At 58.5% G+C, this 14,610-nt stretch carries 12 protein-coding genes; 4 read left to right on the plus strand and 8 right to left on the minus strand.

Annotated features, from left to right (window positions below):
- Nucleotides 1–189 precede the first annotated feature (189 nt).
- Together lexA and sulA are read left to right on the plus strand one after the other, a co-directional pair.
- On the plus strand, nt 190–798 hold the full coding sequence (lexA, locus tag AB7M26_RS25305) for a transcriptional repressor LexA (RefSeq protein WP_007907770.1): 609 nt from the start codon (nt 190–192) through the stop codon (nt 796–798).
- A 10-nt stretch (nt 799–808) separates the two neighbouring features.
- A complete protein-coding gene (gene sulA, locus AB7M26_RS25310; protein WP_123496491.1) occupies nt 809–1,282 on the plus strand; it encodes an SOS-induced cell division inhibitor SulA in 474 nt (157 codons plus the stop codon).
- Between the two features lie 93 nt (nt 1,283–1,375).
- Here the strand turns inward: sulA and AB7M26_RS25315 are convergent, their stop codons facing one another.
- The 7 genes from AB7M26_RS25315 to AB7M26_RS25345 all read right to left on the minus strand — a co-directional run bounded on the left by AB7M26_RS25315 (nt 1,376) and on the right by AB7M26_RS25345 (nt 9,817).
- A complete protein-coding gene (locus AB7M26_RS25315; RefSeq protein WP_007907774.1) occupies nt 1,376–1,609 on the minus strand; it encodes a hypothetical protein in 234 nt (77 codons plus the stop codon).
- 141 nt (nt 1,610–1,750) lie between these two features.
- Nucleotides 1,751–2,275 (minus strand): DUF6586 family protein, encoded by a 525-nt coding sequence (locus AB7M26_RS25320; protein WP_008073064.1) that lies wholly within the window; start codon nt 2,273–2,275, stop codon nt 1,751–1,753.
- 138 nt (nt 2,276–2,413) lie between these two features.
- Nucleotides 2,414–5,041: a type I DNA topoisomerase gene (gene topA, locus AB7M26_RS25325; protein WP_123496489.1), complete on the minus strand. Its 2,628-nt coding sequence runs from the start codon at nt 5,039–5,041 to the stop codon at nt 2,414–2,416.
- A gap of 114 nt (nt 5,042–5,155) precedes the next feature.
- Nucleotides 5,156–5,392: a DUF1653 domain-containing protein gene (locus AB7M26_RS25330; RefSeq protein WP_007907781.1), complete on the minus strand. Its 237-nt coding sequence runs from the start codon at nt 5,390–5,392 to the stop codon at nt 5,156–5,158.
- A gap of 98 nt (nt 5,393–5,490) precedes the next feature.
- Nucleotides 5,491–6,666 (minus strand): acetyl-CoA C-acyltransferase FadA, encoded by a 1,176-nt coding sequence (gene fadA / locus AB7M26_RS25335; protein ID WP_429386643.1) that lies wholly within the window; start codon nt 6,664–6,666, stop codon nt 5,491–5,493.
- A 30-nt stretch (nt 6,667–6,696) separates the two neighbouring features.
- Nucleotides 6,697–8,844: a fatty acid oxidation complex subunit alpha FadB gene (fadB, locus tag AB7M26_RS25340; RefSeq protein ID WP_429377212.1), complete on the minus strand. Its 2,148-nt coding sequence runs from the start codon at nt 8,842–8,844 to the stop codon at nt 6,697–6,699.
- Between the two features lie 535 nt (nt 8,845–9,379).
- Nucleotides 9,380–9,817 (minus strand): hypothetical protein, encoded by a 438-nt coding sequence (locus AB7M26_RS25345; RefSeq protein WP_123496483.1) that lies wholly within the window; start codon nt 9,815–9,817, stop codon nt 9,380–9,382.
- A 104-nt stretch (nt 9,818–9,921) separates the two neighbouring features.
- Here AB7M26_RS25345 and AB7M26_RS25350 point away from each other — a divergent pair, with 104 nt between their 5' ends.
- Nucleotides 9,922–10,359, plus strand: a complete 438-nt coding sequence (locus tag AB7M26_RS25350) for a universal stress protein (protein ID WP_030128421.1) — start codon at nt 9,922–9,924, stop codon at nt 10,357–10,359.
- 148 nt (nt 10,360–10,507) lie between these two features.
- Here AB7M26_RS25350 and AB7M26_RS25355 read toward each other — a convergent pair whose 3' ends face one another.
- Nucleotides 10,508–12,427, minus strand: a complete 1,920-nt coding sequence (locus tag AB7M26_RS25355; protein ID WP_429386647.1) for an ATP-binding cassette domain-containing protein — start codon at nt 12,425–12,427, stop codon at nt 10,508–10,510.
- A gap of 213 nt (nt 12,428–12,640) precedes the next feature.
- Here AB7M26_RS25355 and AB7M26_RS25360 point away from each other — a divergent pair, with 213 nt between their 5' ends.
- Nucleotides 12,641–14,569, plus strand: coding sequence for a transglycosylase SLT domain-containing protein (locus AB7M26_RS25360; RefSeq protein WP_429377215.1), 1,929 nt, complete (start codon nt 12,641–12,643; stop codon nt 14,567–14,569).
- Nucleotides 14,570–14,610 lie beyond the last annotated feature (41 nt).

The following is a 14,610-nucleotide window of genomic DNA, read 5'->3' on the forward strand; positions in this document are numbered from 1 at the left end:
TCAGCCTTGGCCTTGTCAAGTCTGGCGGTTCGTTTTGGGAATGGTCGGTCAGGTATTTAACCATACAACAGCAGCGCATCAATCAGCGAGCAAAATGACCGTCCAGCGCCCGGCGAAAAAAGGGGCATTGCCAAGACCGGTTCACTGTATATAATCCCAGTCACTGTATAAAAAGACAGAGCGATCAATATGCTAAAGCTGACGCCACGCCAAGCAGAGATTCTGGCCTTCATCAAACGTTGCCTTGAAGACAACGGCTACCCGCCGACCCGCGCGGAAATCGCTCAGGAACTGGGTTTCAAGTCGCCCAATGCGGCGGAAGAACACCTCAAGGCGCTGGCCCGCAAGGGGGCGATCGAGATGACTCCGGGCGCCTCCCGCGGCATCCGCATCCCCGGCTTCGAAGCCAAGGCCGACGAGTCCAGCTTGCCGATCATCGGCCGCGTGGCTGCCGGTGCGCCAATTCTCGCCCAGCAACACATCGAAGAATCCTGCAACATCAATCCTTCATTCTTTCATCCTCGCGCTGACTATCTGCTGCGGGTCCATGGCATGAGCATGAAAGATGTCGGCATTTTCGACGGTGACCTGCTGGCCGTTCATACCACCCGCGAAGCCCGCAACGGCCAGATCGTGGTGGCGCGAATCGGTGACGAAGTGACCGTCAAGCGCTTCAAGCGCGATGGCAGCAAGGTCTGGTTGATTGCCGAAAACCCTGAATTCGCCCCTATCGAAGTCAACCTGAAAGATCAGGAGCTGGTCATCGAAGGCTTGAGTGTCGGCGTGATTCGCCGCTAAAGGAGACTTTATGCAGTTCCCACATACTCCACAGCAAGCCCAACTGCCGTTGTTTGAGGCGTTCATGGCGCAGCCATTGGCGCCGATCCTGAAGGACGTAGTCGAATCGCCCTGGAGCGCCGAGCCCGAAGTCTTCAGCGAGCTGTCACTGCGCGGCGCGGCCGGGAACTGCCTGAACCTTCTGGCACCGATTCTCCGGGAACTGAGCCAGGATCAGGATGCACGCTGGCTGACACTCATCGCCCCGCCTGCCAGCCTGACACAAGCCTGGTTACGCGACGCCGGCCTGAACCGTGAGCGCATTTTGCTCCTGCAACCGCGCGGCACGCAGAGCGCTCAGCAGTTGACCTGCGAAGCCTTGCGACTTGGCCGCAGCCATACAGTCGTCAGCTGGCTTAACCCGCTGAGCACAACGTCGCGGCAACAGTTGATCAGCGCTGCCCGTATCGGGGATGCGCAAAGTCTGAATATTCGACTGGGTTAACTGACAAACACGGTGCGCGCTGAACAGCGCGGGGCTTCTCCAGGGATAGAGAAGCCGATCTGTAGAGGTATTCGAAGAATCCGACGGGCGGGATCAATGAAGAACCCGTGGCCCCTCTTCCTTATCAAATTCGCCTTCCACCAGGCGTCCTGCCATCTGAACACCGACACTCAACATCGCCTTGGCGACTTCCACATGCTGGCCTTGCAGGAAAACCTTGGCATCCTCGGAGAAATCCAAAGTAACCAGAGAACCCTCGTCCTCGGCCCTGCGCAGCTCGATTCGGCCGTCTGGTAACTCGACAATTTCTAGAAAGGACGTTGGCATAAAGGTCTGTTCTCCACGAAAGGCGGGGATTATATAGGCATCAGCCAAGCTTCGCTCGGGATCTTGACCAAATGCCATCACGAAGAGAAATTTCTGACATCACTCTTCCTTGAGCGGACCCGCCCCTAAACACTCAATCTTTCAGCACTCGTTTAACCCTTCGCGAAACCGAATCGCCAGACCTTTAAGGTTCTGACGCCAGCTCTCCAGCTCTTCCCGACTCAGCTCTTCCGGCGCCTCTTCTTCATCCAGATTAACGGCCTGGATTAGCGGCTGCGTCACATCACCCTTGGGCTTATGCGGCGCGCGAGGCGGCTGAAACAGTGCGGCATGTGCCGACAGCAATTTGGCCAGCCAGGTTTCAGGGTTTTGGGCCAGTTCGACCATCTCGGCCATTTCCGGAATAGCGATGGTTTCGAGCACTTCGCGGGTCAGCAGCATCTCTGCCCGCGGCGCATTGGCCTGAGGCAGGCGATAGAAACCGGCGATTTCATGGCACAGTCCCAACAGCGCACCGTACAGGTGAAACAACGCCGATTCGCGCCCGGCCTGAATCAGCGCGAGGGAGTTCATCGCCCGCCCCTCTTCGGCTTTGGCGAGCGCTTCCAGCGACAGGCCGGCGAAATAAATCTTCTGGTTGGTACGGGTATAGAGTTCGTGGGCCATGACGGCAGCCTCCACAACGAAATAATTGCTTCACGCAGGTCAGACAGTGTCGTGGATCACCTGAGCTTCCCGCAAGCCCAAAACAAAAGGCCGCATGAAAACCCGTGGGTTCTCATGCGGCCTTTTGCGTACAGCCTTTTAAGCCTTGGCTGATGGACGCTTGTCTTCAACCGTCCACTTGCCGCCGTCGTAATACGCCTTCCAGCCAGTCGGTTTACCGTCAACCTCAGTCTGCACGTATTGCTCTTTGGTCTTGCGACTGTAACGAATGACCGAAGGAAGACCGTCCGGATCTTTCTTCGGCGCTTCGCAGAGGAAATGGTACTTCGGATCGATCTCATCCTTGTGCGGCACGATCTCCATGACCAATGGAGCACGGGTCTCGCGGTTTTTCGGGAACTGGCTGGCCGCCAGGAACAAGCCGGAAGCACCGTCGCGCAAGATATAGGTGTCGTTGACCTTTTCGCATTTGAGCTCAGGCATCTTCACCGGGTCCATCTTCGGCGGCGCCGCGTCACCGCTTTTCAGCAGCTTGCGGGTGTTCTTGCAGGTGGCGTTGGTGCAACCGAAGAACTTGCCGAAACGGCCGGTCTTGAGCTGCATCTCGCTGCCGCACTTGTCGCACTCCAGGCTCGGACCTTCATAGCCTTTGATGCGATAGGTGCCCTCTTCGATTTCGTAGCCAGAGCAATCCGGGTTGTTACCGCAGATGTGCAGCTTGCGCTTCTCGTCGAGCAGGTAAGCGTCCATGGCCGTGCTGCAGATCGGGCAGCGATGCTTGCCACGCAGGACCAGCGATTCGGACTCACCCTCGTCGTCCGCGGCGATTTCATCGCCCGGCACCAGGTTGACGGTGGCCTTGCAGCGCTCTTTCGGCGGCAGGCTATAGCCCGAGCAACCGAGGAACACGCCCGTCGAAGCAGTACGGATCTGCATCGGACGACCGCACAACACGCACGGAATGTCAGTCATCACCGGCTGATTGGCGCGCATGCCGCCTTCGGCACTTTCGGCTACTTCGAGTTTCTTCTTGAAGTCGCCGTAGAACTCGTCGAGCACGTTTTTCCAGTCGCGTTCGCCCTGAGCCACGTCATCGAGGTTCTCTTCCATGCCGGCGGTGAAGCCGTAGTCCATGAGATTGGAGAAGCTCTCGGCCAGACGCTCGGTGACAATGTCGCCCATCTTTTCCGAATAGAAACGACGGTTGTGCAGCGCCACGTAGCCGCGGTCCTGGATGGTCGAAATGATCGCGGCATAGGTAGAAGGACGACCGATGCCGCGCTTTTCCATTTCTTTAACCAGGCTCGCTTCCGAGTAACGCGCCGGCGGCTTGGTGAAGTGCTGGGTCGGATCAAGCTTGATCAGCTTCATCGCGTCGCCCTGGGCCATGTCCGGCAGCACGTCGTCATCGCCAGGCTTGGCAATTTGCGGCATGACGCGGGTGTAACCGTCGAACTTCAGAATGCGGCCCTTGGCACGCAACTCGAAGTCGCCGGCACCAACGGTGACCGTGGTCGACAGGTATTGCGCCGGCAGCATCTGGCAAGCGAGGAACTGGCGCCAGATCAGCTCGTAGAGCCGTTCTGCATCACGTTCCATGCCCGACAGCTTGCTTGGCTCGGTATTGGCGTCGGACGGACGAATCGCTTCGTGAGCCTCTTGTGCGCCTTCCTTGCTGCTGTAGACGTTCGGGTTTTCCGGCAGGTATTTCTTGCCGAACTCGCCTTCAATATAGGTACGCGCCATCGTCACGGCATCGGCCGAGAGGTTGGTGGAGTCGGTACGCATGTACGTGATGTAGCCGGCTTCGTACAAACGCTGGGCCATCATCATGGTTTTCTTCACACCGAAGCCCAGGCGGTTACTCGCGGCCTGTTGCAGGGTGGAGGTGATGAAGGGCGCCGACGGCTTGCTGCTGGTCGGTTTGTCTTCACGCTTGACGATGCTGTAGCTGGAAGCCTTGAGCTTTTCCAGCGCGGCCATGGCCTGGGTTTCGTTGAGCGGCTTGAAGGCTTCGCCTTTCTCGCGGGCCACGTCGAAGCGCACGGTCGCGCCCTTGGCAGTGCCGAGGTCGGCATGAACTTCCCAATACTCTTCCGGGTTGAACGCGCGGATTTCACGCTCACGCTCGACCACCAGCTTCACGGCAACCGATTGCACGCGACCGGCGGACAGGCCACGAGCGACCTTGGCCCACAGCAGCGGCGAAACCATGTAACCCACCACGCGGTCGAGGAAACGACGCGCTTGCTGGGCGTTTACTCGATCGATGTCCAGCTCGCCCGGTTTGGAGAAGGCTTCCTGGATCGCTTTCTTGGTGATTTCGTTGAACACCACGCGCTTGTAGCGGCTGTCGTCACCACCGATGGCTTCGCGCAGGTGCCAGGCAATGGCTTCCCCCTCGCGGTCCAAGTCGGTTGCGAGATAGATGGTGTCAGCATCTTTGGCGAGCCGGCGCAGCTCTTCGATGACTTTTTCCTTGCCCGGGAGAATCTCGTACTTGGCTTTCCAGCCATGATCGGGATCGACACCCATGCGCGAGACCAGCTGCTTGCGCGCTTTCTCTTTCGGCGTGAGCACCGGACCTTCACCTGCGGCGGCCTTGCCGCGCTTGGCGGCAGGCTCTTTGCTGGCGCTAGCCGAACCGCTGGTGGGCAGGTCTCGGATATGGCCGATACTCGACTTCACCACGTATTGGTTACCCAGATACTTGTTGATGGTCTTGGCCTTAGCCGGGGATTCCACAATGACCAGCGATTTGCCCATGGATCAGAAAATTCCTGAATTCTAGAAGTGAAAGGCGGTTGGCGCCTGACGCGGCACCGCTATATATAGTGGCTACAAGGTGAGGTCAAGCACAGGGTTCTGCGCGCACTCCCCTTATGGCTGTGGAAAAACGCTCGGTTCGGCTTGCACCAAAGCAAAGCGTGGCACCTGTTCGCCGTCAACCTCGACCGACTCCAGGAACATGCTCAAGGGACGCACCCAAAAGCCGTAATCGCCATACAGGGCTTGGTAGAAGACCACTTCCTCTTCGGTTTCCGAATGCCGCGCAACAGCGAATACGCGGTACTGCGGACCTTTGTAATGTTCGTAGAGCCCAGGTTGTATCGGCATGTTTTGGCCCTCACTGAAATTTTTTCAAAATAAAAACAAAATAAATCCGGAAAAACAAAAACCGGGGCACTTGGCCCCGGCTTCCATCAGCGAAACGCTTAAACGCGTTCGAAGACGGTGGAGATGCCTTGGCCGAGACCAATGCACATGGTAGCCACCCCGAAGGTGCCGTCATTCTGCTTCATCACGTTCAGCAAAGTGCCGGAGATACGGGCACCAGAGCAACCGAACGGGTGACCCAGGGCGATCGCGCCGCCGTGCAGGTTAACCTTCTCGTTCATCTTGTCGAGCACTTTCAAATCTTTCAGCACTGGCAGCGCCTGTGCGGCGAAAGCTTCGTTGAGCTCGAAGAAATCGATATCGTTGATACCAAGACCCGCGCGCTTCAGTGCTTTCTGCGTTGCCGGTACTGGACCATAGCCCATGATCGCCGGGTCCACACCTGCCACTGCCATCGAACGGATCACCGCCATTGGCTGGATACCCAGGTCTTGGGCACGCTGCGCCGACATCACGATCATGCACGAAGCACCGTCGGTGATCTGCGACGAAGTACCGGCTGTCACGGTGCCGCCCTTCGGGTTAAACGCCGGCTTCAGAGCCGCCAGGCTTTCCAGGGTGGTTTCCGGACGAATGGTTTCGTCGTAGTCGAACAGTTTCAGGAAACCGTTCTCGTCGTAGCCCTGCATCGGGATGATTTCGTCTTTGAACTTGCCTTCCAGAGTCGCCTTGTGGGCGAGCTGGTGGGAACGCACGCCAAAGGCGTCCTGTTGTTCGCGAGTAATGCCGTGCATTTTGCCGAGCATTTCCGCGGTCAGGCCCATCATGCCCGAGGCTTTCGCCGCATACAGGGACATGTGCGGGTTAGGATCGACACCGTGCATCATGCTCACGTGGCCCATATGCTCGACGCCACCAACCACGAACACGTCACCGTTACCGGTCATGATCGCTTGCGCAGCGGTGTGCAGAGCACTCATCGACGAGCCACACAGACGGCTGACGGTCTGGCCGGCCGCGGTGTGAGGGATCTGCGTCATCAGGGACGCCATGCGGGCGATGTTCCAGCCCTGCTCCAGAGTCTGGTTCACACAGCCCCAGATCACGTCTTCAACTTCGCTCGGGTCGATCTTGACGTTGCGTTCCAGCAATTTGCTGATCAGGTGCGCCGACATGTCTTCGGCGCGGGTGTTGCGGTGCATGCCGCCCTTGGAGCGGCCCATCGGCGTACGACCGAAGTCGACAATCACGACGTCTCTAGGATTCAAGCTCATATACTTTCACTCTCGCTCTAGTGTGGGCGCTTAACCGAAGAAGCTCTGACCGTTTTTGGCCATTTCACGCAGCTTCGCGGTCGGGTGGTACAGCGCGCCCAAATCAGCGTACTGGTCAGCCAGGGCAACGAACTCTGCAACACCGATCGAGTCGATGTAGCGCAGCGCCCCGCCACGGAATGGAGGGAAACCAATGCCGTAGACCAGACCCATGTCGGCTTCGGCGGCGGTTTCGACGATGCGGTCTTCCAGGCAACGCACGGTTTCCAGGCACAGCGGGATCATCATCCAGTTGATGATGTCTTCGTCAGTGACTTCGCGCTGTTCGAACACGATTGGCTTGAGCACTTCCAGTACCGAAGGATCGGCGACTTTCTTCTGCTTGCCGCGCTTGTCGGTCTCATAGGCGTAGAAGCCTTTGCCATTCTTCTGGCCCAGGCGCTTGGCTTCGTAGAGCACGTCGACGGCCGAACGGCGGTCGTCTTTCATGCGATCCGGGAAGCCTTCAGCCATAACGTCACGACCGTGGTGACCGGTGTCGATGCCGACCACATCCATCAGGTAGGCCGGGCCCATCGGCCAGCCGAATTTTTCCATGACCTTGTCGATGCGGACGAAGTCCACGCCGGCGCTGACCAGTTTGGCGAAACCGCCGAAGTACGGGAACAGCACGCGGTTGACCAGGAAGCCCGGGCAGTCGTTGACGACAATCGGGTTCTTGCCCATTTTCTTGGCGTAGGCAACGGTGGTGGCAACGGCCACTTCGCTGGACTTCTCGCCACGGATCACTTCAACCAGCGGCATCATGTGCACGGGGTTGAAGAAGTGCATGCCGACGAAGTTTTCCGGACGCTTGAGGGCTTTGGCCAGCAAGGTGATGGAAATGGTCGAAGTGTTGGACGCGAGGATGGTGTCCTCTTTGACCTTGTCTTCAACTTCGGCCAGAACGGCTTGCTTGACCTTCGGGTTCTCGACAACGGCTTCGACGACCAGGTCGACGTGACCGAAATCGCCGTAGGACAGGGTCGGACGAATGCCATTGAGCACTTCGGCCATTTTCGCCGGGGTCATGCGACCTTTATCAACGCGGCCCACCAGCAGCTTGGCGGCCTCGGCCAGACCTTGCTCGATGCCGTGCTCGTTGATGTCTTTCATCAGGATCGGCGTACCTTTGGAGGCCGACTGATAAGCGATACCGCCCCCCATGATGCCGGCGCCCAATACGGCGGCCTGCTTCACGTCTTTGGCGATTTCGTCGTAGGCCTTGGCCTTTTTCTTCAGCTCCTGATCGTTCAGGAACAGACCGATCAAGCTCTGCGCGGCAGAGGTCTTGGCCAGTTTGACGAAACCGGTGGCTTCGACTTCCAGCGCCTTGTCGCGACCGAAGTTCGCAGCTTTCTGGATGGTCTTGATCGCTTCGACCGGTGCCGGATAGTTCGGGCCTGCTTGACCGGCCACGAAACCTTTGGCGGTTTCGAACGACATCATTTGTTCGATGGCGTTGAGCTTGAGCTTTTCGAGCTTCGGCTGACGCTTGGCCTTGTAGTCAAATTCGCCAGAGATGGCGCCCTTGAGCAGGTTCAGAGCCGCTTCCTGCAATTTCTCCGGAGCGACCACGGCGTCGACAGCACCGACTTTCAACGCGTCTTCAGCGCGGTTTTCCTTACCGGCGGCAATCCACTCGATAGCGTTGTCGGCACCGATGATGCGCGGCAAACGCACAGTACCGCCGAAGCCTGGGTAGATGCCCAGCTTGACTTCCGGCAGACCGATTTTGGCGGTATTGGCCATGACGCGGAAATCTGCCGCCAGGCACATTTCCAGACCGCCACCCAATGCGATGCCATTGATCGCGGCGACAGTCGGGACGTTGAGGTCTTCGAAATCGCTGAAAATCTTGTTGGCTTCGAGGTTGCCAGCAACAAGCTCTGCATCCGGCAGCTTGAAGTTGTCGACGAATTCGGTGATGTCGGCGCCGACGATGAACACGTCCTTGCCACTGCTGACGATCACACCCTTGATCGAAGCATCTGCCTTGATGGTGTCTACAGCCTGACGCAGTTCGTTCAGGGTAAGACGGTTGAACTTGTTGACGGACTCACCCTTGAGGTCGAATTTCAATTCGACGATGCCACTTTCAAGAGCCTTAACCGTGATGGCTTTACCTTCGTAAATCATCAACTGATCTCCACGATATGGAAGCTGAACAGTACACGTCGGACGCAGGCGACTGGCTCGGCAAGGACGTTTATCGTCGATGCTACGCCAATTCACCCGGCACACCCGCCAACGCGATAGTCGGGATTCTGTAGGAGCGCTCTGTAATACAAACGCTCAATTCATACGCCCGTTTGATTTGGGTATGTCACCTTCACGGAATTTCCGGCAATTGTCAATCGCCCAAAATACTGGTTGAAACGCGACTTTCCGGTCACTTCCGTACCACGAAGCCCTGCAACACGCTGATGCATGTGAGGCCATTCATAGAATCAATAGTTAGAAAAGTCGCCCTAATTAGCGGCAGCCTGTGTTTAACAAGCTACGCTGGCGGGACCCTGAAGAAAAAAGTTTGAACGCTTTGACGAATGCCCAGCGTAAGATCAGCGCACAAAGAATTACCGGCCTGCCTGGCCAACCCAGCCCGATGATGATGTCGGGCTTTTTATTGCCTGCCTGTCAGGCGCTGGCACTTGCTTTTGTAGGGGGTCGGGTTTCAGGCGAGTGCTTTGAGCGTGGCATCGATCTGTTGCAGAACCTCGGCCTCGCCCTTCTCGCCCCAATACAGGGCAATCATTTGCTTGTCTGCTTCGACCTTGTAGACGTTGGCAGGCAATTTTTCGAAATGATTCAGCAGCATCCCATCCTCACAGACCTCCTGCCACTGATTGACCCATACACCCGGCGCCTTCTGCCAGTAACTCCAGCACGCCGGTCGCGTGCCACGGCGCGGCCGATGGTACTGGGCGCAAGGGCTCGGTGGCTCCTCGTTCAGCCAGTGCGGCCACTCCTGGGGCGCCAGCTGCATGGCCAGGCCAATGCGTCGCGCCTCCATACGCAGGGCCATGCGCCCGCTCTGAGTACGAGAGGGTCGCAACCAGGCCAGCGGGCTCAAGACCACCAGCAGGATTGACACCACTATCCAGACCGTCATATGTGTACTCCCGATTCTTGATGAGCCCATTGAGTCACTTTGAAACCAATGCGCTTGAAACCAGCCATACTTACCAATATTGCAATCCTCAGGAGGAGCACCTCATGCCCTACCACCATATTCTGGTCGCTGTAGACCTAACGGAAGAGTGCGATCCTGTCATCCACCGAGCTCGCGAGCTCTCGGTGAGCAATGGCGCAAAGCTGTCCCTGGTGCATATTGTCGAACCGATGGCGATGGCCTTTGGCGGCGACGTGCCGATGGACCTTTCCCAGTTGCAACAGCAACAGTTCGATCAGGCCAAGGAGCGCCTTGAGCGATTGATCGTGAAATACCCGGAACTCTCCAAGGAATACAGTCACTTGACCTACGGCCAGCCGCGCCAGGAGATTCACCACCTCGCCAAGGAGCAAACGTGCGACCTGATCGTGGTGGGCAGTCATGGCCGACATGGTCTGGCACTGTTGCTCGGCTCCACCGCCAATGACGTACTGCACGGCGCGCCTTGCGATGTGCTGGCGGTGCGCCTGATCAAAAGCTGATAACACAACACCCCTGTAGGAGCTGCCGAAGGCTGCGATCTTTTGATTCTGGCTTTCTTGAAGATCAAAAGATCGCAGTCTTCCGCAGCTCCTACGAAAAGCCCGGCATTCACGTGAGTGAAGCCGGGCTTTTTTATCGCCGGATCAATCAGGCATCCAGCTCGGCCCAGCGCTCGACCATCACGTCGAGTTCAGCCTGCAACTGCTCAAGCTGAGCGATCACCGCAGCCGTCTCGGCAGCAGGACGCTGATAGAAGCCGGCATCCGCCATCTGTGCTTCAACCACCACGATCTGTTGCTCCATGGCTTCGATCTGACTTGGCAACATTTCCAGCTCACGTTGCAACTTGTAGCTGAGCTTTTTCTTTGCCACCGGCGCCTCTACTGCCGCAGCGACTGGCACTGGTTCAGCGGTGACGACAGCCGAGTTCAGGTCGGCCTTGCCGGACTTGCTCTCGGTCACGCCCAACAGGCGCGGCGAGCCGCCCTGACGCAGCCAGTCCTGATAACCACCGACGTATTCGCGAACCTTGCCTTCGCCTTCGAAGACCAGGGTGCTGGTGACCACGTTGTCGAGGAATGCCCGGTCGTGGCTGACCATCAGCACGGTGCCGTTGAAGGTCAGCAAGACCTCTTCCAGCAGCTCGAGGGTTTCCACGTCCAGGTCGTTGGTCGGTTCGTCGAGTACCAGCAGGTTCGCCGGTTTGCTGAACAGTTTGGCCAACAACAGACGGGCACGCTCACCACCGGACAGCGCCTTGACCGGTGTGCGGGCACGCTGCGGGCTGAACAGGAAGTCCCCGAGGTAGCTCAGCACGTGGCGGCTCTGACCGTCGATATCGATGAAATCGCGACCTTCGGCCACGTTGTCGATCACGGTCTTTTCCAGGTCCAACTGATGGCGCAACTGGTCGAAGTAGGCCACGTCGATGCGCGTCCCCTCTTCCACCTTGCCGCTGGTCGGTTGCAGACCGCTGAGCATCAGTTTCAGCAACGTGGTCTTGCCGGTACCGTTGGCGCCAAGCAGACCGATACGGTCGCCGCGCGTCAGGACCATCGAGAAATCCTTGATCAGGAACGGGCCACCCGGGTGAGCGAAGCTCACATTCTCGAGGACCATCACCTGCTTGCCGGACTTGTCGGCGGTATCCAGCTGAATATTGGCCTTGCCGGTGCGTTCACGACGCTCGCTGCGTTCGACGCGCAGGGCTTTCAATGCGCGAACACGGCCTTCGTTACGGGTGCGACGAGCCTTGATGCCCTGGCGGATCCAGACTTCTTCCTGGGCCAGTTTCTTGTCGAACAGCGCGTTGGCGGTTTCTTCAGCAGCCAGAGACGCCTCTTTGTGCACGAGGAAACTGGCGTAGTCGCCGTTCCAGTCGATCAGGCCGCCACGATCCAGTTCCAGGATGCGGGTCGCGAGGTTTTGCAGGAAGGAACGGTCGTGCGTGATGAACAGCACGGCGCCCTGGAAATCCTTCAGTGCGTCTTCGAGCCAGGCGATGGCACCGATGTCCAGGTGGTTGGTCGGTTCGTCGAGCAGCAGCAGATCCGGTTCGGAAACCAGGGCCTGAGCCAGCAGGACGCGGCGACGCCAGCCGCCGGACAATTCGGCGAGGGTCTTGTCGGCCGGCAGTTGCAAACGGCTCAAGGTGCTGTCGACCAATTGCTGCAAACGCCAGCCGTCGCGGGCTTCGAGGTCATGCTGGACGTGCATCAGTTTGTCCAGGTCGGCGTCGGTGACGATGTTCTGGCTCAGGTGGTGATACTGAGCGAGCAGCTCGCCGACACCGTCCAGGCCTTCGGCAACCACGTCGAACACGGTCCGCTCGTCGGCTACCGGCAATTCTTGGGGCAATTCGCCAATCTTTAGGCCAGGTGCGCGCCAAACAGAGCCGTCATCAGGCTTCTGGTCGCCCTTGACGAGCTTCATCATGCTGGACTTGCCAGTGCCGTTGCGGCCGATGATGCACACCCGCTCACCACGGGCGATCTGCCAGGACACCTTGTCCAACAACGGCATAGCGCCGAAAGCAAGGGACACATCGCTGAATTTGAGCAGGGTCATGAGCTTCTCCAAAAACCGGGCGCGCATTCTACCTGACTTGAGGCTTCAGAAGGCCGGCAATTTCAATGTCGAAGCACTCTGCACAACAATTGTTGCGAACTTGTGCCGACAGCTCGGCAAAGCTTTCGCCCGCTGCTGGCAAAAGGCTAAGCTACAGATAATTCAGTGCCGCTCTCGCCGGCACTTGTCATGATTTCTCTGCCCGGACGTCTCATGCGCAGTCGCCTTTTCAATCTTTTTTCGTGTTTGCTTCTTACAGCCGCTGCCGCTCAATCCGCCCAGGCGGTGGACCTGTCCACCCAACGCCAGTATTACGATGAAGCCAAGCGTGCCTTGGCCAAAGGCGATTCCGGCCCTTATTTCCGTTATAGCCAGGCCCTGCGCGATTATCCGCTGGAGCCCTATCTGGCATATGACGAATTGACCGCGCGTCTGAAAACCGCAAGCAACGCCGAAATCGAGAAATTCCTCGCTGAACACGGTGACCTGCCGCAAGCCAACTGGATGAAGTTGCGCTGGCTGCGCTGGCTGGCCGAACGCGGCGACTGGGCAACCTTCGTCAAATATTATGATCCCAAACTCAATTTCACCGAACTGGACTGCCTGAACGCGCAGTATCAGATCAGCCATAACCGCAAGACCGAAGGCTATGCCAACGCCGAAAAGCTCTGGCTGACCGGTAAAACCCAGCCCGACGCCTGCGACGGTTTGTTCGGCATGTGGGCCGCCGAGGGTCAACTGACCGAGCAGAAACGCTGGGAGCGCACCAAACTCGCCGCCCAGGCACGCAACTATGCGCTGGCCAACAGCCTGATCAATGGTCTGAGCACCCTCGCCCCGCGCGGTCGCCTGCTGGTGGATGTGGCGCAGAAACCCGAGCTGCTCAATCAGCCGTCGCGCTTCACCCCGGCCGATGAACCGATGTCCGACATCGTCAGCCTCGGCCTGCGCCGTCTGGCTCGTCAGGATCCGGACAAGGCCATGGCCCTGCTCGACGGTTACGCCAACAGCATGCACTTCTCCCGCGACGAAAAAGTCGCGATTGCCCGGGAAATCGGGCTGACCCTTGCTCGTCGTTTCGACAGCCGCGCGCTGGACGTGATGACCAAATACGACCCGGAGCTGCGGGACAACACCGTTTCTGAATGGCGCCTGCGCCTGCTATTGCGCCTGGCCCGTTGGGATGATGCCTATCAATTGACCCGCCGCCTGCCTCAGGATCTGGCCACCACCAACCGCTGGCGTTACTGGCAGGCTCGTAGTCTTGAACTGGCCCAGCCACAGAATCCGGAAGCACAAACGCTTTACAAGAACCTGGCTCACGAGCGCGACTTCTACGGTTTCCTGGCGGCCGACCGCTCGCAATCCCCCTATTCGCTGAACAACAAACCGCTGGTGCTCAGTCAGGCGCTGATCAACAAAGTGCGCAATACCCCCGGCATACGACGCGCCCTGGAATTCCATGCCCGCGGGCAGATCGTCGACGGTCGTCGCGAGTGGTACCACGTCAGCCGGCACTTCAGCCGTGACGAAATGGTCGCCCAGGCGAAGCTGGCTTACGACCTGAAATGGTATTTCCCGGCGATCCGCACCATCAGTCAGGCGAAGTACTGGGACGACCTGGATATCCGCTTCCCGATGGCCCACCGCGAAACCCTGGTCCGTGAAGCCAAGGTCCGTGGCCTGCACTCGAGCTGGGTATTCGCCATCACCCGCCAGGAAAGCGCCTTCATGGCCGATGCGCGCTCCGGCGTCGGCGCCAGCGGCCTGATGCAACTGATGCCCGGCACCGCCAAGGAAACCGCGCGCAAGTTCAGCATTCCCCTCGCTTCGCCGCAGCAAGTGTTCGATCCGGACAAGAACATTCAGCTCGGCGCCGCTTACCTGAGCCAGGTCCACAGCCAGTTCAACGGCAACCGCGTCCTCGCCTCTGCCGCCTACAACGCCGGCCCCGGCCGCGTACGTCAATGGTTGCGTGGCGCCGATCACCTGAGCTTCGATGTGTGGGTGGAAAGCATTCCGTTCGACGAAACCCGCCAATATGTGCAAAACGTGCTGTCGTACTCGGTGATCTACGGCCAGAAGCTCAACTCACCACAACCGTTGGTGGATTGGCATGAGCGGTATTTCGACGATCAATAAGCGGTAATGCCGGATATGCCGGATATGCCGGATATGCCGGA

It is taken from the genome of Pseudomonas sp. F-14 TE3482, assembly GCF_053629455.1.